Origin of the sequence: Coleofasciculus sp. F4-SAH-05 (assembly GCF_040222985.1) — a bacterium.
Classification (GTDB): domain Bacteria; phylum Cyanobacteriota; class Cyanobacteriia; order Cyanobacteriales; family Coleofasciculaceae; genus Coleofasciculus; species Coleofasciculus chthonoplastes.
Map to the genome: position 1 here is coordinate 12,646 of NZ_JAVKBY010000145.1, position 20,211 is coordinate 32,856.

The following is a 20,211-nucleotide window of genomic DNA, read 5'->3' on the forward strand; positions in this document are numbered from 1 at the left end:
TAGGGCGAGGTAGAAAAATAATGCCGTTAGTTAAGGTTAAGTTTATATTATTGTAATAGCTAGCCTAAACTATTGCTATCTATAATAATACCTATTTCTAAAGGTGTACGTCTTCAGCTAGAAGCATAAGTATACCGGATTCGATATAATTTATAGTGTAGAAGTTGATAAATATATCACCATGAGTAATGAAGATCGAATGAAAGCCACAGCTAAGAATATTGAAGGGAAAGCCCAGGAAGCTCTGGGAGAAATTACGGGCGATCCAGAAGATAAGGCAGAAGGTAAAGCTAAACAAACCGAAGCTCAAGTGCGCCATTCGGTGGAAAATGTAAAAGAAAAAGTCAAGAAAAAAAATTGACTAATCTGTGTATTTTTTTATACCAAGTAGGGGCAATTCATGAATTGCCTCTACTAAGCTGCTATGCAGCTAAATCCAATAATTTAGCTCCTGAAACCCTTTGATAGCTTAGATTGCCTTATCAAATTAAATGCGTTACAGCTTATTACTCCAGCCTTGATAGATAAAAAACCAAATAAAATAGCTAGAGAGACGTTAGCACTACTGTTTCTCATTCCCTGTTCCCTGTTCCCTGTTCCCTGCCCTCACATCCGACGGATTTTCCTGCCAATCATCTTGCCGACGCCACCTAGGGGCCAAGATAGCAAAAGCAGTACGGGAATAATCTCCAAGCGTCCCATCCACATGAATAAAATCAACGTCAACTTACCTAGCCACGGCAAATTAGGATGGGTAATGCCTGTAGACAAACCGACACTTCCCAGGGCAGAGGCGGCTTCAAAGATAATGTCACTTAAATTATATTGAGGTGTGACGATATGGAGTAAAACTACAACACCAAGGGCAATTGAACTTACCCAAAGTATTGCCAGAACAGCCGCCGACTCAATCCGGCGATTCGCTTCATTTTCCGTAATGACTTTGCCATCTAATTTATAGCGCATCATCTGATGGGGTTTTAGGATAATGCGTTGAAAGCGCCACATAATCCCTTTGAACAGGGATACGACACGAGTCAGTTTCAACCCACCCACTGTAGAACCGGAAGCCCCACCGCAAATCATGCCAAAGGTTAATAAGAGTTTAGTTGTGGGACTCCACAATCGCAAGTTTGTCGTACTAAAACCACAAGTTCCGAAGGCTGAAGCCCACTGGAATATACTATCAATCCACCGAATTTGACCTCTAAACCAATAGTCTTCGAGAACCAGGATCACGACACCCCCAGCTAGCAATATCCACAGCGCCCGATGTTGAGTATCTTGCCATAATGCTGATAGCTTTCGCTGGCGAAGCAATTGATAGTGAATGGGAAAACTAATCGCCCCCGCAATCATAATCGGGATGACGGCTAACTGGATTTGGGGACTATAGGAACCAATACTATTATCAGTTATAGCAAATCCCCGTAGAAATTCCGGTCATGCCATGATTCAGCGCATCCCACCATGGCATTCCGACTAAGCGCAACCAGACGACACTTACCACCGTGTATAGAAGATAAATCCACCAAATTTGACGTACTGTTTCTGTAATCGTTAAACCAATTCGCTTCTGGCGTCCTTCAGCATAGTAAAGTTGATAAGCATCAGTACTGGGTTCTAAGACTGAAACCATCAACACAATCACACCCACGCCGCCAATCCATTCCATAAAGGAACGCCACCACTGGATACTACGTGGCAAATCACTCGATCGCAGCGCCATGCTTAGTCCTGTACTCGTAAACCCAGAAAACGCTTCAAATAAAGCATTCCAGGGTTCCTGAAAATTAAGCATAGTCATGGAAGGAAGAGTAACATTGGCTAAATGAGACGCAATTAAGACCAATGGGATCGCACCAAAAAAGGGAATTAGACCCCAACTGAGGGCAACAGCCACCAACGCATGAGGTAGGCGTGAGGCTTCTGCATGGCGAAACAGACGATAAAGTCCTTGTCCTGCCGCTAATGACGCTAATGCTGTCCCGAAGAAGGGCAATATTGCATAATATTCACCCAACAAAATGGTGATAGGTATAGACACTAATGCCATGGCGCCTGGAACATACAGAAATAAACCTAGGTCACGTAGGATTGTTTTAATATGTCGATTCACGATAATTTGAAAATAGGTTTAAGTTTTGACCAAACCCTAGGCTCAAGGGTATGATTTTGTGTAGGGGCTGGTTTCACTATTATCGTTTCTTACCTCACCCAAATTTGACTAAACCCGCCCCGACCAAGGTTTGAGTTGCGGAGTGGGGCTAATTGGAATTTTTTACCCTATCGGTCTAACGGATCAGTCTGAAAGTTCCCCATGGTTTAACTTGTATTCATTGTCAGAATCTTCCATCATCCCATAGAGAGACTTGGCAATAATCATTTCTGGATTAGTGAGAACCTGTACTCCCAAACGTTCAAAAAGAGACTGATGATTGGATTGATTGACCATGCTAATCAGCGTCTTAATTTCGTACTCTTTGCCCAGAAACATAGCCATCAGATTAGCTGAATCATCACTGGTTGCGGCGATCAGGGCATCAGCCCGATCAGCGCTGGCTTCTTCCAGGAGATTACCCTTGGCAATATCCCCTTGAAATACATTAATATCGTGGCTTTTGAGAACCTTTCTGGCTCGTTCTACATCTTCTTCAATCAGGGCAACCTCATGACCATCTTTAAGGGCTAAGTCAATTAAGCTAGCCCCCTCCGGTCCTGCGCCTAAGACAATCAAGTACATGACAATTCTTCTCTAAAAAAACAAGCAATAACAGATAAGTGGGTGGGGACAATTAAAGTTAACGGTGGGCATCGTCATTTGTCATTTGTCATTTGTCATTTGTCATTTGTCATTTGTCAGGGTTTGAGGCTTGTTAACATAACTAAATAGGGTTGAGTTTATTTCCACCAACCTACTTAGCAAATATCTTACCTGAAAATGTTTTTATCGATGAATTCGACAATTTTAACTCTAAAACACTATTGAGTTTACGCCCGAATCCGCCGATATTCTGCCTGGACAAACATGTGAATTCCGTAGGCAATTAAACCAATGGCAACAATTCCCAATAACCAAGCTCCATAAGGTTGTCGAGTCAGTGTTTCTAACGCCCCATCGAGTCCTCTGACTTCACTCGAATCATACTGACGACCTGCCTGAATCGCAAAGAAACCAATCATCACAAAGACTACACCACGCGCCGCTAAACCCAATCGTCCCGCACGAGTTGCCCAAGTTTCCTCAGTATCACTCATCTCGTACAACTTCAGCTTTTTGCGGAATTTAGCTTTGTAAGCTTTATAAAATTGGTAAAAGCCATAACCAATAATAATTGCCCCAATTATACCCACTAACCACTGACCAAAGGGTTGGGCAAGCAGGCGGGCTGTCCACGTTTGCTTTTTACTTCCATCGCTAGCACTCTGAGTCGCACTCACAATGATTTGAATCGCACTAAAGGCTAAACTTGCATAAATCAAACCACTAATTCCGTAACCAATACGCCTGACAATATCGTCAGCATCATTACTTTTGCCTGTATGATCAGGATCTTGAATCTATCCATGTACTTTCATTACGTTTACGTGTTTGAGACATAACAATACTTTGCCCTCAACTCTTCTTTTAGGTAATGTACAAATATTATCTATTTGCCGACACAATTATATCTATCGTCGGGATGAAATTTAAATCTCGACTCTATATGCCAAAATAGGGAGTGTGGGTGCCAATAATTTAATTTTTTCTCCTTGAAGTGCGGGTTTAGTCAAGTTTAGGGAAAGTCGCAAAAGTTATCTGTAAAACCCGCCCCTACACTCCTAATTTATCTGCTTCCCTTACTAAAATAACTGTTGCGACAAAACGTATTGGTAATCCACGCTGATTGGTAAGGCTGTAGCGTAAACGTATCATGGATATCGGGAATAATTTTTCCACTAATCAAGTCACACCACTCATCCGTGGCAATTAAATTTAATTCCAATAACGGTAATGTTTGGGGCTTATCGCTCAAATTATGGATCGAGAAAATACTCTGATCTCGCTTCATACTCTGTCGCCAAAATACCAACAGTGCCTGATTTGAGGGATGTAGTGTATATTGCGTTGCATTGGGATGAAATGCCTGCTGACGGCGACGAATTTGAATCAATCGAGACAATTCGCGAAACACGATCGCGTGGGGTGAGTTTACCTGTTCTAACTCCCTCTCCAGTTCCGCTATATCCCAACGATGGCGGTTAATTGAGCGTTTTCTACCCGTCTGCTGCATGCCTGTGCGATCGCTACCCGTCCCTAGCAAACTGTGAAGGTAAAATGCGGGAATTCCTTCTAAGGACATCATAATGGTTTGTGAGCAGATAAAACGCTGAATTTGCCATTGATCTTCTCCCTTTACGGTTCCTTTCAGGGCATCAAATAAAGCAATATTAATTTCATAAGGAGTTTCCGTCCCATCGGGTTGACGGCGATAGCTAATTTCTCCGCCAAATTGAGTAACACATTGAAGTAACGTCTCATATTCGTCATCCGATAACAATCCCTCTGCCGGACGCAAACCGATGCCATCATGAGATGCGGTAAAATTCAAATAGGCACAACCCATCGGTGCAGGTGGCATACTCATCATCCAGGTTTTTAGATGATCGGATTTTCCCTGAAGTAAAGCATTCAGCAACAGCGGCGGTAGACTAAAATTGTAAATAATATGCGCTTCATTTCCGTTGCCAAAATAACTCAAGTTTTCTCGGTTTGGTACATTGGTTTCTGTAATAATTACCACCGCTGGATCAACGAGTTGTAATAGTTCTCGCAGTAGCCGGATCAGGGCATGAGTTTCGGGTAAATGAATACAGGATGACCCGATGTGTTTCCACAAATATCCCACGGCATCCAGTCGGATATATTTAGCACCAATATTGACAACATAAAATAACAGAATTTTGACATACTCTACCAACAGATCTGGATTGGCAAAATTGACATCAATTTGGTCATTACTAAACGTCGCCCAGACGTGTTTATCGCCGTTTACGGTATCCACTTTGACTAATAAAGGGCTACTCCGGGGACGCACCACTTGGGATAAATCAGTCGTTGGGTCAACTTCAATGAAATAATTACACCCCGGCTTTATCCCCTGTTTAAACTGTTCAAACCAGGCACTTTGACTAGAAACATGATTGAGGACTAAATCCAGCATTAAATCAAAGGTTTGGGCAATGGATTTGATATCTTCCCAGGAACCTAATTCTGGATTAACCTTGAGATAATCAATGATGGCAAATCCATCATCGGAACTGTAGGGACAAACGGGTAAAATATGAACGCCAGTTATTGTGTCCTGAAGATAGTGATTGAGAAACTGTTTCAGCGTAATCAAGGGTTTTTGATCACCCTGACGATAGATACTGTCGCCATAGGTAATCAGTACTATCTTCTGTTCATTCCACTTATCGGGATTTTTCGCTACTGAATCGCAATAGTGGGGACGCAGCAACTGCAATAAGCGATTCGCTAGTTGCTCGATATCTGCCTCTGGATAGATGACTTCCAGCAGCGGCTTGATGCGTGACTCAAAAGAGTTGACCAGTTGGCTTGACGGCGACATAACGTTCCAACACAGATCATTTGGGAAATAGTTCGTCGGCAGGATATCAGACTGAGTAAAGTTCAATTTTTCCCGACACCCGACACCCGACACCCGACACCCGATACCCAGTAGTACCTTCAAGTCCCTTGTCACCCCCTCAGGTTTATGGCACTAAAGTGCCTACTACGAACCTACGAACCCTGTTCCCTGTTCCCAGTTTGTATAGATTATCACAGCATAATTCTTAAATTAATTAAATAATCAAACGGTTGTGCAGAGGTGTCATCAGTCTAATGGACTATAAGCAAGAATTGATCACAACGATTCATGACTTTGGCTGTAATCTGGATGCTCTTGTAACCCGATTGACCCGCTTAAGTGAAGAATCTCCCACGGCGGTTTTAATTCCAGCGCTCTACGAGGAATTCAAAAGACCCGCGTTAACTAAAATTCGCGATCATCTGGCTGCTTGCGAGTTTGTCAAGACGGTTATCGTTTGTGTGAATGCACCAACGGTGACTGATTATGCCAAAACCTTACAATTTTTTCAAACCCTACCGCAAAAAACCCTAATTATTTGGGAAAATGGTCCACGAGTTACTCAGCTTTTAGCCGATGTGCGGGAGAGGGGGCTGGATTTACTGAAGTTTAAGGGAAAGGGGTTAGCGGTTTGGTTAGGCTTAGGCGTCGCGTCTTTGAGTGCTAATGCGATCGCACTCCATGATGCTGATATTATTACCTATGACTGCTCCTATCCACTCAAACTGCTGTATCCCCTGCTAGATAAGGAATTCGGCATTGACTTTAATAAAGCCTACTATACCCGTTTAAGCAATTATCCCCAGCGTTTTCATGGGCGAGTGGTGCGTTTGTTTATTGCGCCGTTACTCAATGTGTTAAAGGAGGTGTTCGGCGAAAAGAACTACTTACGCTACCTGAGTGCTTATCGTTACCCCCTAGCCGGTGAATTTGCCCTGACTAGCGATTTAGCCTTACACACCCGCATTCCGGCAAATTGGGGTTTAGAAATTGGCTTACTTGCCGAAGTCTATCGCAGTATGCCATGCAAACGCATTGCTCAAGTCGATTTAGGTATTTTTGACCACAAACATCAACCTTTGGGTGAAGATGTGAATTCGGGGTTGCAAAAAATGTGTCGCGATATTTTCCGTTCCATCCTGCGAACCCTAACCGAAACGGAACAGGTGGTGATTACCAGGGAGCATATCCATGCGCTGCGCGTCAAATTCCGCCGGGAAGCTCAAAGCTTCACTCGTAAGTATTTTATCGATGCTCGCTTCAATGATTTGTCCTATGATCGCCACCAAGAAGAAATCGCGATCGAATGTTTTGAACAGGTTATTTCGCACGCAGGTGAACAGTATTTTAATGATCCAGTAGGCGCTCAGATTCCCGATTGGACAAGAGCATTAGCGGTTATGCCTGATCTGCGCGAACGACTCATCTATTGTGTTCAACAGGATGTTGCTCAAGTTACCGCCCAAGTTTTAGCGTCAACCCTGACACCGAAGATGATAAACCCCTTGCATCTGGAGTCGCCAGGATTGCCAGCAGAAACCATGGAATTGAAAAACGACGCTGGAATTTATATATCTCGATAATATAGATCTGGAGCTATTTCTTTCCCTTCTTTTGCTTTTTCTGCTTCTTCTGCTTCTCCTCTTTCTGGTGTTGGACTTCGATGACGGTGTGTACATTCCCTCGTGGGGCAAAATCGCCTTTTATCGTTACCTCTAAAGGATCACAGGCTTCTACAAAGTCATCCAAAATCTGATTAACGGATTCTTCGTGAGAAATATAGCGATCGCGGAAACTATTGATATAAAGTTTAATCGCTTTGAGTTCTACCACCCGCTCATTGGGAATGTAGCGGATATGGATGGTGGCAAAGTCAGGATAGCCAGAAAATGGGCATTTACAGGTAAACTCTGGCAACGTGATATCGATGTGGTAACGACGCCCAATTCGAGGGTTAGGGAACGTGATCAGCTGTCCTTCAGCAATGGCACGTTCACCATATTTCATCGTCGGTACATCTGAGACAGCAGTGTTCTGAGTTGGGGGATAAGTCATAGCCTGTTCAATTATTGATCTTATGTCTTATGCCATTTAGGGAGCTGCGTAAAAATAAAGTCCCAGTAAAAAAAGCTGAATTCATTAACTCAGCCAAGCTTGATTGGTACATTATTAAGCCGCAATTCCCTTACCACGACCTAGTGCAGCTTAGAATCCTTAGAATCCTAAAATGGGTTAAAGTCATCATGGATGGAAGGATTCGATTCCCAGTCTGGGCAATTTTCACCATCCCAACCATAGGGATGCATTCCACAGACTAATAAATTACCCCCGTAGACTTGACCATGGTAATGACGACAACCGATACAAGCAGGATGTCGTTCCGGCGTGGGATCTCCGGGATAGGTAAAGCCCATGTCCGAATCCGTCGTCATATCTATCTCGTCATACTCTAAATAAATCTCAATAATGGGTTCAAAGATATCCTCTAAGCACTTATCTATTTCGGCACCAATGGTATTTTGCCACTCTTGAGCAAAGTCTTCGATGATGTCCGCGACTTCCACGACAACCTCATCGACTACATCTACCAATGATTCCAGGGATTCCAAAAAACTTTTAGACCACTCATCCATAAGGGAACGGATAGTAAAAACTTCTCCTCGTTTGGCAAATCCTCGCTTAGCTAGAGGTCAGGTCATGGCTAAGGGAGGTGTTTGTTTAGAATAGTACAACAATAGCCAATTTTGAGAGATTCAGTCAGTGGGAAATATTAACCTGAATGGCGAGAATCGTCATTGGTCATTGGTCATTGGTCATTGGTCGGGGTTTGAGGTATATTTACAGAACTTAATAGTGTTGGGTTTATTTCCACCAACCGACCTAAGTCGAAAGCCTGAATACTGGGGAATGTCAATGCTTCCAGACGCTTCAAAAGCACGTCTGATGTCTCTACATGGCTCTATTATTCACGCTTGAGCCGACGCAGTTCCTCTTGCATCGCCTGAACCTGTTGGCGCATAGCGTCAATATTCTGCTCTTCGCTAGAGGCTTGCTCCTCGTCGTCAGAAATAATTTCAATCCGGCGGGGTTCAGTTCCCGTCTTGTCGGGTTGCGGAGGTTGAGCCGATTGCTGCTGCTGTTGAGCTTGTTGCACCATATCATCAACCATCTTGCGAGCTTCTTCAGTGGTCATTTCACCACGAGCAACCAGTTCATCCGCCAGCTTTTGAGCTTGAGTTCGCAGTTCCCCGATTGTTCCCCCAGCTTTCTCACTCGCATAAGAGGCTAAACCAACGCCAAGATAAAACGCTTTTTGAAACAGATTTCCCAAGTCCGCCATAATAACTGATGCTCCTTTAAGTACGCAAGAACTCTTTTCTAGGATACGAGTGACGCTGGCAAACTGCCTACTTCTATAGTGTATAGAGAAACATGAGGGGATGGGAAAGGATGCAGCTTACGCCAACAATTCATCCACAGACACAATAAAACCCTGTAAGGCTTTCTGTGTACTCACCTGTTGACCCGATGTAAACATCAACCCCTGATTTTCCGTCATCACCATCACCCAGCGACTCTCCGGAAACACCAGCCAAACTTCTTCACCCCCCGATTCTAAATACTCCTGGGCTTTGAGCAACACCGTCTCAGCTATATCCGTTGGCGAAACAATCTCAGCACATAAGGGAAAACTCTGAGGCAATGTAGCTACATTGCCAAACTGCGCTACCAGTTCCGGGGTCAAATATGCCACATCAGGAGAACGTCCCTGTTTATTGGTGCGACAAGGCACGTCAGTATAAACCTCTCCACCTTGACCACTGGACTTTTTGTAATCGTCCCAGTAGCGACCTAGCCTCAATTGAATTTTGCCATGTCTGAGTGTCATACCGTTTTTTTCCACCAGTTGACCATTCACCCACTCCATTTTCTCAGGTGGATTGACCATAAAGTCGTCCAGTGAGAACTTGTCTGGGATAAGAGTTGCTGTTCCCATTGTTATTTCCTCGTCCTGATCACGCTTTGGAGTATTTCCCTATTCTAATTTATCCAAAAATAACAACTCTAATCTGAATAAAATGAGCCTTGAGCCTAGAACTAAAGTTCTGGCTTAAAGCTTCAACCAGTTTTAACGGGTTCAAAGGTTTATTTACTCAGTAAGCTACATTATTACTTGATAGTTCTAATTTCTACTTGGGTTCTCGAATGGAACCCATGAATAAAATTGTTCCCGTTTGATTATCGCGAATCGCACAGAAAAAGGGACGATCAACCACCATCTCGAAGGGGGTTTGGGGAATAGCCGCAGAGGTGAGAACCATGCCAACAGAAGTCGCTGCTGCCGCTTCTGTGCCTTCTTCATTGACTTCGACAAAGGTTTTATGCTTGACTTGATTAATTAAGACATCTGCCTCTGTCATATTAGAAAAATCAGCCCGATTATCAAAAGCAACGTCCATACCTAAGGCTTTTAGGGCTTCGTTGAGTTTAATTTCGTACTCCAATTTAAAGCGCGGTAGTACGATTGAGCCATCCCGTTTACCGAACCGATTCATCCATTGTTGCCATTTTTCTGGAGTGAGTTGCTGCTCAAAGGTATCTAGACTTACAGTTTCACGGGGGAGGAAGATATAGAAACTTAGGCGTCCTTTACCGTAAGGTAAGCTGATGGCTTGTACGCTGTCATCTTCATAATATTGATACTCTCCCAATTGAGACATCATCGGGTGTTGTTTCTGAGTTCCATCGGCTAAATAAAAGGGACGCTCTACCGTTTGTTCTTTATCAAATTTATCCGCCCAATTGCCTTTAAAATAGATAGCATTGATTAAAAATAGAATATCATCGGGTTGGATTTCGCTAATAATTTGCGGTATTTTGCCGTTAGTATTTTCCTTGACCCAGTTATTGATGATGCGTTTAGCTTCAGGGTTAGCAAAGTCTATATCGGTTACTTGAGCATCATAAAATTCCTGATTACGTCGCAGGAATTCAGGTTTAAATGAAATGTCTTGTTTTGCCCAAAGCGAGTTGGCGATGGAAAGCTGAATATCCGAGTCGGCGTTTTCTAAGGTAGTTTTTAAGGCTTCATTTGCCTGGTTAACCTCTGACAGACTCATCCCTTGAAGTTCTAGCGCGTTTGCCATAGCCGCTTGGGTTTCACCGCTTGCACCATTGTACGTCATGGCTAGCGCGATCGCGACGCTGGTTGGAGAGATAAAAACGTTCTTATTGCTATTTTCCTGAAGAATCTCAGAAAATAACTTAAAGCCAAATTTGGTATTGGCTTCAACGATTTGGGTATCCACAGATAGGTTTGGTTGCTGTTCTGTTAACTCTGGCTTTTGAGGGTTTGGGGAGTTTTGGGCATTGATTTTTTGGCTGATTAATCCGGCTAGCAATCCGGCAAAAATGATACCTGCGGCGATAATCCCAGTGCGACGGAGTATCTGTTGATTCATTATTATACCTCCATGACCCATGTTCTGTTTAAGGATGACCGATTTGGGTTAAAGGTGTTCCACAGGTTGCTGTTTTGGTAACGAATCAGCAGGTGATCAGTATGTGTAGGGGCGACCCGCCTAGCAAAATTATACCAAATCTGTCTTTATTACCCCTTTTGAAGAGGCGATTGTATTATCCGTTTTTGAGGCGGCGATTGTATTACCCCTTTTTGAGGCGGCGATTGAAATCGCTGCTACACAAACAAAGTCCGCCTGCGCGGACTTGGTGATAACGGGGGTAGCTAACCCGGATTTAGTATTAACAATGGGAATCCGCTCAATTTGCTTGGACTGCTCTATATTCTCAACCCTAATGTCACAAAGCGATTGCATGGCTGATATTTTTATCCAAGTGGAACCGAATTGTTTACGCCATTTCGATTCCTTAATTTCTGCTGAACTAAAGAAGATGTTTTTGCCTGTAATTGTTGGGCAAAAGCTTTATCCTCTCGAATTTGCTGTCTAATTTCTTCTCGATGATCGTGATAATATGCCAAGGCAGCGTACACATCAGCTAAGGTGATGGTTGGATAGTGTGAGATGATCTCATCCAGTGAAAGTCCCATTTGTTCATGCCAGATCACCACATCCTGCACTTTGATCCGATGTCCAGCAATGCGTGGTTTACCGCCACATACACCGGGAGTCATTTCTATATGTTCTGATATTACTGATTCCATCTGTATTTTCAGCAACAAACAAGGCGCATAGTCTTAAATCGTAGCAAAAACAGAGTCGAGCAGGAGAGTGCGAATATCGCGCGACAATTATAACAACGGCTTCAGCGTTTCTGGGTCAGCAATACCGCTTAGGATAGCGTAGATAATCATAGAATCGTACATATCCAACGACTCACACAGCACATCCTCATCTCGTTCACCCTTTAATATCTCACGGATAGCAGCGACAAGACGACCCCAGCCAGCTTGTGTCCATTCTTCCAGTGTAGGTTCTAGATGTTCCCTAACTTCTGCATTATTTACGGCATCAACCACTTCTGTAATACGCTGTCTCAATTTCCCTAACTGAAACCACGTTCCTGGAAATGCTGCTCTTGCGTGCCGTGACAAGCGACGATATTCTATAGCTTGGGCAGTGTCGTCCTGTTGGTAGGTAATATCTGCCAAGATTTCATAGGTATTCCAAATCTCAGTCGCAGCCGGGTCTAACTTTTGCTTGATAGCTAATGCTTCTTCTGCCAATAGCCGCGCTTCTTGCAAGCGGTTGGGTTGGTTTCGCAGTAGGTTAGCGAGGGTGCTGAGAGACTTCGATGCTAAAAACCAATCTCCGGCAGATTTTGCAACTTCAATAGTCTTGCGATACCAAGCTTCTGCCTCTTCTAGGTTGCCAGCATCTTTCTTGACTACAGCTAATTGATGCCAAGTTTGTCCTGCATATGCCAGATTACCTAGAGATTCCCTAATCTGTCCTGCTTCTCGGTATGCTTGCTCTGCTGCATCCCACTGTTTGTCTTGTGCATAAACCATACCCAGTCGATGCCAAGCCAATGCCTCCGTGTTCGGTTCCTTCAGTTCCCGGAATGTAATTAGCGATTGACGCAATAGTTGCTCGGCTTCTAATAAGTTGCCTCGCCGGAAGGCTAGATAGCCGAGGTTAAGTTCTATAGCAGCTTCTCCTCTGGTATCACCAATCTCCTTTTTCAAGGCAAGAGCTTGTTCAGAAGCTGTTCGTGCCTGATCATACTCACCTGTATCTGTCAGCAGTTCTGCCAATTGAGTTTGCCAGGTTGACATCTGTCGCTTCACACTGTCAGACACTTCTAACTGCTGTGCCACTTCCAACGCTTGATGGTAGAGTGCTACTGCCTGTTTTTCTTGACCTTGTGCCTGTAAGCATTGCCCTAAGCAACCCAAAGTAACACAGCGCTCATAACTGGGTTGATCACCCAATCCAACCAGAATCTCATTAAACACCTGTACGGCTTCAGGATAGCAACCTGCACGACGTAATCGATCACCTTTATGGATACGGGTGAGATACCATGTATTAGAACCAACTTCCCCAAACGCTTGTTCAACCCGTTGGACTAATTTAGCCTCATCCCGTATAAGTCCAAAGATACACAGAAATCTGCTTAAGCAGTCAACAAAATCCACTACCTGTTCTTCACCGACATCCAAAGCACCGTCAACAGCAAACAACAAATTTCGCAATTCCGCCTGGGCAAGGACACGGGTTTCAGAAGGATTTGGTGTATCTTTTATATACAAATGCTCAGATAGCCCAGCATATATCTGCCGATGGCGGGCAAGCAGTTGAGCTTGTTTTTCAGAGGAAAGACGCGACCACAAGGCAGGGGCTAAAGTAGGGTGAAACTTGAGATAAGGTACAGCAAAACCAGGCATAATTTCTGGCTGAATCAAGCCAGTAGTTTCCAACGCAGGACGTAATTTTTGCCACTGTTCCTGGGATAATTCAGTAATCATCAGTAATATATGTTCCATCGCCCCACCCTGAAACACCCCCAACCGAGGTAACAACTGCTGCGCCTCATCGTCCAACCGTTCCAGCGATAAATTTAACGACGCCAACAAAGGATTATCTGGGGTTTGGGCAACCAACACCTCCAACCGTTCCCCCAATTCTGCCGGACGACGCATTTTCAACTGCCTCGCCAACAACCCAATCGACAAGGGATGAAAATCGACTAACTTAAACAATCTTTCCAACACTTCCCGTTGCGGCAAGTCAAATAGGGGTGGTGGAGGAAACTCCATCAACCTCTGGAAATATGCCAGCGCATCTTCTTGTGCTAACCCACCCAAGGGTAACGACCGATGTCTCAAACTCCCCTCAGTGGGATAATCAGGATGGTGAAAATCTAGCATCCGAGTCGTCAGTAACACCCGACAATCCCCCACCTCAGACCAGTCTTTTGCTACATCCAATAACTCTCGCAACGGCTGCGGCTGCAAGCTTTCCAAGTTATCCAAAATCACCAACGTCGGCGTTTCCTGCAATGCCTGATTTGCCGCCAACTTATCCACCAAACTCTTACCTAACACCATCGCCAGGGTACTCACCGCCCACCCCACCGCATCCACACCCTGAAATGCCGCATAATCGACAAAACACACCCTCTCAACCATTCCAGTGCGGTGCAACCAGCGCCCTGCTTCCTCAACTAAAAATGTCTTCCCCTGTCCGCCAAAACCCGATATAGTAATGCGGCGCGTCCCCTGTACAAACCACCGTTCAATCTGCCACAATTCGTGACTGCGACCAAAAAATCCCGCTTCCTGTAATGGGCGGATATTGCCCCAGATTGACCCCTGCCCCCTTCCGTCGCTCTTCAGGGGGGCTGGGGGGGTTAAGTCACTCAAAAATGGTGTATCCTTCCCCGCCTGATACAGCGCTGGTAGAAACCAATCCTGCAACTTCAGCGTAATCCGCTTGTCTCCCCGTTGCCGTTCCCCTCGTTCTCGGTTTAAATACAAATCCCGCCGCGCATTATCCAACGCTTCGCCTATCCCTTCCCCCGATACCAAACGCTGATAAAATGTGGCAAACAACTGACGGGTAGTTCTCACCAATACCGAATGCGTCATCGCCAAAACTGCTGGAATCCCCGCATGGGTTAACCTTGCCGCCACACACCCCATGGCATCGTCTTTATCCTCACCCCCCATCGCCGCTGACTGACAGGCAGATAGAACAATTAACCCTACCCTTTGGCGATTGAGCATATCCGCCAAGGTTTCAGCACTAATCAGCGCTTGTTTTCCGTCTTTATCCTCAAATAACAGATATCCTGTATTACTATCATCTCCATTCCCCCCTTTCGTCGGTGCGACTGAGTTATTCAGTTTCGCCCGTTCTCGCCACCGCCCATCGGAGTCAAACACACCATGCCCATCAAAATGTACGATATCGATAGGCGGTTTATGTCGGTCTTCTAACCGTGCCACCAAATTATCTAAGGTTGCTGGACGCAAAAACTCCACCTCAACTCGTCCGGCTGCTTCTTGTTCAATCGCATCCAATACCGCCTGCGCTTCTCCGTATGGGTCAATGAATGCAGCATCGCTGGGACGACTCACGATAAACAGCAAGCGCAATTTATCTTTTATCTGTACCTTAAACGGTTTCCGTCCACCCCCTGCACCTGCCAAACGGCGACGAACAGCAATCCGAGGATTATCATGAACTAAATACGTGCCGTCGGGGTCGCGCAATAGTTCCCAAGGTAGGGATAAAATGGCGGGATGACTGGCACTAATTGTCAGCAACCGTCCGGATTCATCCTCATCCTGGAACGCATTAAACAGTCGCTGGGCAGGACGTTCACCGAAAACAGCGTTAAATAAATCTGCGCCCCATTTCTGTAATTTTGCCTCAATTCCCTTTGCCGTTTCATCATCCACGTCTGTGGTATATCGGCTGCCGTAGATTTCTAAATACCACTGGATGTCTTTTAGGTCTTCTTGACTCAGGGGTGAGACAAAATCAAGTGTGTCAGTTTCGTCATCGTCAAATGTGACAATCACTTGATTAATTTTGGGAAAGCGCAGATTTAACTCCAGCATCACTGGGAATAATCCTCACAGAAAGCCTTAATTCCAATATGAATCACAATCACGGCAATGGCAACCACCAAGATTTCTAACGCCGCGCCGGAAAATCCCATCGCCACTAACAATACGCCAAATTTATCTACAACATCTGTATTATTCAAGTCTCCCCACTTTTTCCACTGACTATTCAGTAATCCCCCTTCTTCACATAAATCGCTTTTCGCCGCCCGTCCAAATTTCTGCAAAAAGCGTTCTGGCTTTTCTTTGGTAACTTCTTCAATGGCTTGGCTTTGCTTAACTGGGAATCCCGGTGGCGTTTCTGGAAGTTTGGTTGGCGAATAGGGTTGTGTTTCCAGTTCCTGAAGTTGGCGATCAATTTGATTGGATAGTTCCGCCGTTTTTTCGGGTGTAAAAATGGTAGTCATACTGGGTTTATTTCTCAATTGAAACCTTGGGGCGGGTTTATTCACATCTGGGTGAGGGCATCAAAGATAGTCGTGAAACCCGCCCCTACAGATACGCTATGCCTATCTAGCAATAGCGTTGGGCTAAAATTTATCTGTCCGGTACTGTCCACCAGGCTAAGCCGTAGGGTTGGGATTCTTCATTTTCCTGTTGGCGATATTGAACCCGGATTTTATAGCGACCTGAAACCGGAACGGGACAGAAAATATGTTCTACACTATCCACTTCACTTACAGAAGCACAGGCACTTTTGCTGGTATCATTTTCATCAAGAGGTATCAGGTAAAGGTCGAGATTATTCAAACCGCGATCGCGAAAATTTTCGCCGACATCATACACCTCATTTCCATTCTCATCTTTTAGCTCAACTAAGCGATCCCACGCTAGCGTCAACGCCACATAACTGTCTGCCTTTAAGGGTTTTTCTAAGACATAATCCTGAAACGATTTAGTCTTAACTGAACTATAATTCCAACCCACAGGCGGTACAGCCCCCGTTGAACTCCACTGACCGGGACTAAATTGTTGATAAGCCCGGAAAACATTCAGGTGTCCGGTTCCCGTTTGTATATCGAGGGGAATTTTGGCATCAAGATAAGCATCCGATTCTAACCAGGTGTAATTATCTTTGCTCAACAGGGTGCGGTTCATTCCTAGATGCAACCCATCCCCCTCGTCTTGGATTTTGTCAGCGGAGTTAAGTAACACCGCTTTCATCACTTCATGGCGTCTGGAATCGGTAGTCCATTGGGGTTGATTGGCGTTGAGTTGGCGATCGCCAAATTCTTGAATTAGGGCGACTGAGGCGGTAATATGAGGCGCGGCGAAACTAGTCCCACTCACTTCGACAATTTTTCCATCCAGGTCGTAGACTAAAATACGACTTCCTGGTGCGACTAAATTAATCGCACGGCGAGTTCCCTGGTTAATTTCCCGTTGAATTAAACGCCGACCAATTCCCTCTGGCAGATCACTCAAGTTGGCAAAGTCTACCTTGGCAAATTGTCCTTGCCTTTGGGTGGTATAGGCAGTGGTAATCCCGTTATAGTGATCGGTGGGAATGGGAATGCCACCTTTGCCTTGGTTGCCTGCAATGACGTAGAGAACATTATGAGTCCGAGCTGACCAATCAATACATTTTGTTAACAGGGCATTGCCATCAAGCGCCGCTTGTGATCCTCTGGCATCTCGTTGCAGGGATTCACCAAAACTAAAGTTAATTGCCCGAACATCACCACTATTTTGCAAAGCAACGTGTTGGGAGGATAGGCATTCTTCCGGCTGTCCACTGCGGATGGGGGAACCAACAGCCGAAGCGTAGAGTCTGGCACCGGGAGCAACGCCGGGTAAGGTTTTATCTTTACTTACCATCACACCCGCCACCATTGCTGCATGGGTATCTACATCCGTATCGGCTTTCGCGGGTCGATCGCGATAAAAGACTCGCTCAAGTGCGATCGCGGGATTCCAAGATACGGCTTTATCAACGCCAAATAAACCCGGTCTACCGATTTCCACCTGACCAATGGCGATTTTATCACCTCTCAAGTTGTAGGGGGAAGCATGGAGTCGCAATGCATCAATTCCAGCTTCTCCAATGGAAATCGGTGACGCTAAGATTGGGGTGGTCAGAGTAGAGAGTCCTACACCTCCAATCATCCATCCCAGTTTTTTGATCAGCGACCGCATAGCCAAGGCAGGTTCTCCTAACTGTGAAAATAGTTGTGAGGGTATTGGGGTGGGTTTAACCACTTCGTATTGCTACTAATGATAACGTTTCTACACGATCTCCCTTGCCTAAGTTTCGAGTTGGGACGTGGGAGTCGTTTTTATCCGGATTGATGCGATTGATGACGGTTGCTTGGGGGCTAGATTTATCGATTCAGTCAATTAGGTCACGTTTTGTTAGGGGATTGCTAAAGACTTTGTTAAGATAAAACTTAACACAACAGAGGACATAGGAGACTATCACCAGTTATGACCCAAACGCAATCCCAAAAACCCATCGTCGTTGCCCCCTCCATTTTATCCGCCGATTTCAGCCGACTGGGGGAACAAGTACAGGCAGTGGATGCTGCTGGTGCTGACTGGATTCACGTTGATGTGATGGATGGGCGATTTGTCCCCAATATCACCATCGGTCCTCTGATTGTCAAAGCGCTACGCCCAGTGACGAAAAAGCCTCTGGATGTCCATTTGATGATTGTGGAACCGGAAAAGTATGTTGAGGACTTTGCCAAAGCTGGGGCGGATATTATTTCGGTTCATGCGGAACACAACGCTTCCCCCCATTTGCACCGTACCCTGACTCAGATTCAAGAATTGGGTAAGCAATCGGGTGTGGTTCTCAATCCGTCTACACCGTTAGAGTTGATTGACTATGTGTTAGATGTCTGTGACTTGGTGTTGATTATGAGTGTCAACCCTGGTTTTGGCGGTCAAAGCTTCATTCCGGGTGTACTTCCCAAAATTCGTAAGTTGCGTCAAATCTGCGATGAACGCGGACTTGATCCTTGGATTGAAGTGGATGGTGGACTCAAAGCAGACAACACCTGGCAAGTTTTGGAAGCAGGCGCAAACGCGATCGTTTCTGGTTCTGGTGTATTTAAGCAGGATGATTACGCCAAGGCGATTACCGGAATTCGCAATAGCAAGCGTCCCGAACCGGAATTAGCCAGGGTTTAAACCTTTTATCGGATAAACCTTTTTCCCTTGTAGGTTGTAGAGACGTTGCATGCAACGTCTCTACCTGTTATGTGTCAAATTCCCTTTCTATGTACCAAGTCCCTTACGGAAAAACGTTTCTAGACTTTGATTTACCGCCAGGGATGCAAGGGACATTAGTGAAGTCTGAAGCAGTCCAACCCTTGACAGATGTTGAGGGTGCGATCGCGCAAACTCTCTCAACCCCGATTAATTCCCCACCCCTCACCCAATTGGCACATCCAGGCGATCGCGTTTGTATTGTGTTTACGGATATCACTCGCGATAGTCCTGATCAGGTATTGATTCCACCGATATTACAGCAGTTAGAAAAAGCGGGGGTAAGTGACCAAGATATTACCCTATTGTGTGGGATTGGAATGCATCGCCCTAGCACCATGGCGGAAAAGGTGACGAAGTTAGGACAAGCGGTGGTTGATCGGTATCGGGTGATTGACCACGAACCGCAAAATCCTGATCAGTTAGTCGATTTAGGCGTGATTAATGGTATCCCTTTATCAGTTAATAAAGTAGCTTATCATGCCGATATCCTCATCGCGACTGGCATTGTCGAACCTCATCAATATGCTGGCTATTCGGGTGGGTGTAAAACCGTTGCTGTGGGTGCGGCGGGAGAACCTTTAATTGCCTATAGTCATAGTCCTAAGTTTATCGATCATCCCAACTGTCGCCTGGGCAAATTGGAGGAAAATCCGTTTCAGCAGGCGGTGACAGAGGCGGCGATGCGGGCGGGATTGGGATTTATTATTAATGTGGTTCTGGATGACCAAAAACAAATTGTTTCGGTATTAGCAGGAGAACCCAGAGAAACCCATAAGCGACTGGTAGAACAGGCAAAAACTCTTAATCAAGTCTCAATTTCTCAGCAATACGATGTGGTAATTGGTGGGGTTGGGTTTCCCAAAGATGCTAACCTTTATCAAGCCAGTCGTGCAGCGAGTTATCTGTTTTTTGCCCCGACTCCGGTTGTGCGTCCAGGAGGTTATTTTATTATCCCCGCACAATGTCCAGAAGGTGTGGGTGCAGGAGTGGGAGAACAGCGTTTCTTGGCGGCGATGCGAGATATTCCTTCGGTACAACAGATTCTACAGGAAGGGCGTAAACATGGGTATCCACCGGGTCAACAACGTGCGTTTGTCATGGCGAAGGTTTTAGAACAAAATTCGGTAATTATTGTCGGGAGTGATTATCCAGAGGTTGTGGAGGCTTGTAAAATGATTCCAGCCGAGACGATGGATGAGGCGTTAGCGAGGGTGGCTGCTGATTTGGGCAAGGAGTTGGATGTGTTAGTTGTTCCTCATGCTTTGCTGACTTTACCTGTAATCAGTCATCTGTGATTGGCTTAATACA

17 protein-coding genes and 1 pseudogene are annotated in these 20,211 nt (G+C 45.2%); 5 read left to right on the top strand and 13 right to left on the bottom strand.

Features of this window, described 5'->3' with window-relative positions; all coding sequences use genetic code 11:
• The first annotated feature begins 181 nt into the window (after positions 1-181).
• Complete coding sequence (locus tag RIG27_RS17475; protein WP_446347202.1) at positions 182-361, top strand: CsbD family protein; 180 nt, start codon at positions 182-184, stop codon at positions 359-361.
• A 245-nt stretch (positions 362-606) separates the two neighbouring features.
• Here the strand turns inward: RIG27_RS17475 and RIG27_RS17480 are convergent.
• The 4 genes and pseudogenes from RIG27_RS17480 to RIG27_RS17495 all read right to left on the bottom strand — a co-directional run bounded on the left by RIG27_RS17480 (position 607) and on the right by RIG27_RS17495 (position 5,612).
• Positions 607-2,056: pseudogene (locus tag RIG27_RS17480) on the bottom strand (TrkH family potassium uptake protein).
• Between the two features lie 246 nt (positions 2,057-2,302).
• The gene (locus RIG27_RS17485) at positions 2,303-2,743 is read right to left on the bottom strand and encodes a potassium channel family protein (RefSeq protein ID WP_446347204.1); all 441 of its coding nucleotides are present in this window, start codon (positions 2,741-2,743) and stop codon (positions 2,303-2,305) included.
• A gap of 248 nt (positions 2,744-2,991) precedes the next feature.
• The gene (locus RIG27_RS17490) at positions 2,992-3,561 is read right to left on the bottom strand and encodes a DUF1206 domain-containing protein (protein ID WP_446347238.1); all 570 of its coding nucleotides are present in this window, start codon (positions 3,559-3,561) and stop codon (positions 2,992-2,994) included.
• A 266-nt stretch (positions 3,562-3,827) separates the two neighbouring features.
• Positions 3,828-5,612: an alpha-amylase family glycosyl hydrolase gene (locus RIG27_RS17495; protein WP_446347240.1), complete on the bottom strand. Its 1,785-nt coding sequence runs from the start codon at positions 5,610-5,612 to the stop codon at positions 3,828-3,830.
• Positions 5,613-5,887: 275 nt separating this feature from the next.
• Here RIG27_RS17495 and RIG27_RS17500 point away from each other — a divergent pair, with 275 nt between their 5' ends.
• Entirely contained in the window at positions 5,888-7,216 is a 1,329-nt protein-coding gene (locus tag RIG27_RS17500) for a glucosyl-3-phosphoglycerate synthase (protein ID WP_446347206.1), read from the top strand.
• Positions 7,217-7,229: 13 nt separating this feature from the next.
• On the opposite strand, the gene queF is transcribed toward RIG27_RS17500, so the two are convergent.
• The gene (gene queF / locus RIG27_RS17505) at positions 7,230-7,688 is read right to left on the bottom strand and encodes a preQ(1) synthase (RefSeq protein ID WP_446347208.1); all 459 of its coding nucleotides are present in this window, start codon (positions 7,686-7,688) and stop codon (positions 7,230-7,232) included.
• A 167-nt stretch (positions 7,689-7,855) separates the two neighbouring features.
• Positions 7,856-8,266 (bottom strand): hypothetical protein, encoded by a 411-nt coding sequence (locus tag RIG27_RS17510; RefSeq protein WP_446347210.1) that lies wholly within the window; start codon positions 8,264-8,266, stop codon positions 7,856-7,858.
• 127 nt (positions 8,267-8,393) lie between these two features.
• Between RIG27_RS17510 and RIG27_RS17515 the strand changes: the two genes are divergently transcribed.
• Positions 8,394-8,609 carry a hypothetical protein gene (locus tag RIG27_RS17515; RefSeq protein ID WP_446347212.1) on the top strand — a complete coding sequence of 72 codons (216 nt, stop codon included), beginning with the start codon at positions 8,394-8,396 and terminating at the stop codon, positions 8,607-8,609.
• On the opposite strand, the gene RIG27_RS17520 is transcribed toward RIG27_RS17515, so the two are convergent.
• The 7 genes from RIG27_RS17520 to RIG27_RS17550 form a co-directional block, all read right to left on the bottom strand.
• Positions 8,596-8,973 carry a phasin family protein gene (locus tag RIG27_RS17520; RefSeq protein ID WP_446347214.1) on the bottom strand — a complete coding sequence of 126 codons (378 nt, stop codon included), beginning with the start codon at positions 8,971-8,973 and terminating at the stop codon, positions 8,596-8,598. The genes RIG27_RS17515 and RIG27_RS17520 overlap by 14 nt on opposite strands.
• A gap of 117 nt (positions 8,974-9,090) precedes the next feature.
• Entirely contained in the window at positions 9,091-9,630 is a 540-nt protein-coding gene (locus tag RIG27_RS17525; protein ID WP_446347216.1) for a Uma2 family endonuclease, read from the bottom strand.
• 193 nt (positions 9,631-9,823) lie between these two features.
• The gene (locus RIG27_RS17530; protein ID WP_446347217.1) at positions 9,824-11,095 is read right to left on the bottom strand and encodes a serpin family protein; all 1,272 of its coding nucleotides are present in this window, start codon (positions 11,093-11,095) and stop codon (positions 9,824-9,826) included.
• 386 nt (positions 11,096-11,481) lie between these two features.
• Complete coding sequence (locus tag RIG27_RS17535; RefSeq protein ID WP_446347219.1) at positions 11,482-11,817, bottom strand: DUF433 domain-containing protein; 336 nt, start codon at positions 11,815-11,817, stop codon at positions 11,482-11,484.
• Between the two features lie 87 nt (positions 11,818-11,904).
• Positions 11,905-15,684, bottom strand: a complete 3,780-nt coding sequence (locus tag RIG27_RS17540; RefSeq protein WP_446347220.1) for a CHAT domain-containing protein — start codon at positions 15,682-15,684, stop codon at positions 11,905-11,907.
• Complete coding sequence (locus RIG27_RS17545; RefSeq protein WP_446347222.1) at positions 15,684-16,097, bottom strand: hypothetical protein; 414 nt, start codon at positions 16,095-16,097, stop codon at positions 15,684-15,686. The genes RIG27_RS17540 and RIG27_RS17545 overlap by 1 nt, the downstream gene beginning before the upstream one ends.
• A 130-nt stretch (positions 16,098-16,227) precedes the next feature.
• Positions 16,228-17,826: a S8 family serine peptidase gene (locus tag RIG27_RS17550; protein WP_446347242.1), complete on the bottom strand. Its 1,599-nt coding sequence runs from the start codon at positions 17,824-17,826 to the stop codon at positions 16,228-16,230.
• Between the two features lie 288 nt (positions 17,827-18,114).
• On the opposite strand from RIG27_RS17550, the gene rpe reads away from it, so the two are divergent.
• Together rpe and larA are read left to right on the top strand one after the other, a co-directional pair.
• Complete coding sequence (rpe, locus tag RIG27_RS17555; protein ID WP_446347224.1) at positions 18,115-18,822, top strand: ribulose-phosphate 3-epimerase; 708 nt, start codon at positions 18,115-18,117, stop codon at positions 18,820-18,822.
• A gap of 89 nt (positions 18,823-18,911) precedes the next feature.
• Positions 18,912-20,198: a nickel-dependent lactate racemase gene (gene larA / locus RIG27_RS17560; protein ID WP_446347226.1), complete on the top strand. Its 1,287-nt coding sequence runs from the start codon at positions 18,912-18,914 to the stop codon at positions 20,196-20,198.
• Positions 20,199-20,211 lie beyond the last annotated feature (13 nt).